The sequence below is a fragment of the Vibrio cincinnatiensis genome, assembly GCF_022113815.1.
GTDB lineage: Bacteria > Pseudomonadota > Gammaproteobacteria > Enterobacterales > Vibrionaceae > Vibrio > Vibrio cincinnatiensis_A.
On the sequence record NZ_SGOM01000041.1, the window covers coordinates 1 to 2,332 of the forward strand.

Annotated in this window: 3 protein-coding genes; all 3 read right to left on the minus strand. The window is 38.9% G+C overall.

Annotated features, from left to right (window positions below):
- Positions 1 to 208 precede the first annotated feature (208 nt).
- Complete coding sequence (locus EXA13_RS16410) at positions 209 to 652, minus strand: hypothetical protein (protein ID WP_238097237.1); 444 nt, start codon at positions 650 to 652, stop codon at positions 209 to 211.
- Positions 653 to 811: 159 nt separating this feature from the next.
- Entirely contained in the window at positions 812 to 1,282 is a 471-nt protein-coding gene (locus tag EXA13_RS16415) for a hypothetical protein (protein ID WP_238134074.1), read from the minus strand.
- 153 nt (positions 1,283 to 1,435) lie between these two features.
- Positions 1,436 to 2,140, minus strand: coding sequence for an ETEC_3214 domain-containing protein (locus EXA13_RS16425; protein WP_238134076.1), 705 nt, complete (start codon positions 2,138 to 2,140; stop codon positions 1,436 to 1,438).
- Positions 2,141 to 2,332 lie beyond the last annotated feature (192 nt).

Below are 2,332 nucleotides of genomic sequence, written 5' to 3' on the forward strand. Positions count from 1 at the left end.
CCACTCAGAAAAAGTCGACATTGAAATTAGATCAATCATAAAAAACATCTACTTTTCAATGCATTGTGGTCTTTTTTCCTTTACGGTTACATAACGCCCGCTTAAGGGGCAGGCAACGCTACTACCAAGCTTCCGCATAACATCGTAACCACAAAAACCAACGCATGGTAAAAATGCCACGCGTTGGCTGTCCCTCTTGAAGCGTTTGTTAGCTATCTATCAAATTGATACAGTTTTGAATGATGATTGCACTATCAGCTTTACTTTGAGTGTGCATCATGCATTGTGCCATAGGGCTATAGCCTCTACTCTTACGTACTTCATGATTCAATTTATCCAGCGTAAGACGAAGAGTTGAAAGATTAAACACTCCGTTATTAACCAAATATTTTACTGTCTCAGGATAAAAACTGGCCATTTCTAAAAATTCAGCTTGCTCCTTCACATCATTAAATATATTTCCCCGTTTTAAACACTTTTCGGATAATTTCATGGACAAGATACTGCGCTCTTGTTCGTTGAAAACTTTTCTTTGCATTAAAATAAAAGTCATCGCCAATGCTGCGTCAACATCGTAATGATTGCTTTGGCCGCCAACCATTTTTAAGCATTCTTCAAAGCTTTGAATCAGATCAGGTAAGATTCCATTCATATTATTCCTCCATTTTATATTAGGCGAATCTGTCATTGTAGCTAACGCCGCGTTAAGTGGTGAACAACGCGACCACCCAACCTAAACCATGTGCCGAAAACACTAAAGTTGAATCAAACTGAAAATGCTAAGCGTTGTGAATCCGTCTTAAACGCTTTGTTAGCTTGTAAGTACCAGAGCTGTGATAATGGCAAAAACCATTATTAAAATTGACTCAAATAACCAGCCCCAATATCCACCGTTTCCTATTTTAAACATTTGGGAAATCCCCTGCTTATCAGGTTTCCTATAAAGATCTAAAGGTGAATCTGGAACATTTTTAATAGCTTCTTGGATTGCTTCTTCAGCTCGGTGGGCAACTAATTTATTAAAAGCATTTGCTGAGTGAACAAAGAACAAAAAAGCACTACCTGTAGCTGCTACTAGAGCAACTGCCGTCCAAATTATCCAATCTGGTAGAGCACTGACCACTGCATGGCTCTTCTCATTAACTCGAGCTGTTATAGCTAGCCCCATTAGCACAATAACTCCAGAAATAGCTTTAAATTGAAATGACCGTCTAGATTCAAACTCTCCTCTGTGAGTTGAGACCAGAAATTGTAAAGCGTCAATTTTATCTTTCGTATTCAATCGATTCTCCTATGTATTCAAGCTAACGCCCGCTTAAGGGGCTGACAACGCTACTACCAAGTTTCCGCATAATACCGTAACCACAAAAACCAACGCACAGTAAAAATGCCACGCGTTGGAAGTCCCTCTTGAAGCGTTTGTTAGCACTCGTGTTCAAAAGTTGTGCTCAGGGAGATCTCGAGAACTAAAGTATTCAATACCCACTCCAAACGCAGTTTCACGCCCTCCCCAATCCCCGTGTATCTCTCCAACACCAAAAGTGTTCGGGTAGGAGTCCTTTCGGAAAATTTCGCTCGACTCTCGTGTAGGGTTTGGCACCTCCTCGAAGAGAATAGCATTTATGCCCCCATAGTTAGCGCCAGCGGCATTGTGTGCTAAATACAAATGCCTATAGTTCCCCGGGTTTGCTAGATATATGTTCTCTGTATACGTATAAAATTTTGAGCTTCTATCTGCCTCATTTCTAGTATAGGAGTCTGACAATTCAAAGAACGTACTACCAAGATTCTTTCTCAAATACGGAATACTTGGCTTAAAAGAATCACTTTTAGAAGTTACCGCATAGAATACAACTTCATTATCATCACTGAAAACAACTTGAAGATAGAAATTTTTAAATGAGTATATGTACTCGGTAACTTTCTCATTTTTAATTTTACTCTCAGTTATTGGAGATCCAAAAACACTCTTAACATGTTGAATAGATACACCAGTATTAAGTAACTTTAAGCTATCTTCAGCTCTTTTTTGTTTTATAAAGTTGTTATAGAAATCATGAGCATCATTAAAGTAACTTAACAATGCCAAAGCAGCAGCTAAGCCCGCTATAGATATATATTTCTTAAATTTTTCTAACATTTTTAACGTCTTAGTTGAAAATTAACAGTAGAGAGTGCTAACGCCCGCCTAAGGGGCTGACAACGCAAACAATCACACTAAAACTAACCAGCCGCAACCTCAAAACTCATTAAAGCCAAAAGTGGCGAGCGTTGGAAGTCCCGCTTGAGGCGTTTGTTATGTGCGTTTTTCAGATTGACAAAGAATACCTAG

What these genes read in the sequence shown, in the direction of transcription:
- EXA13_RS16425 (WP_238134076.1), bottom strand. Translation starts at nt 2,140, where the DNA reads ATGTTAGAAAAATTTAAGAAATATATATCTATAGCGGGCTTAGCTGCT.
- EXA13_RS16410 (WP_238097237.1), bottom strand. Translation starts at nt 652, where the DNA reads ATGAATGGAATCTTACCTGATCTGATTCAAAGCTTTGAAGAATGCTTA.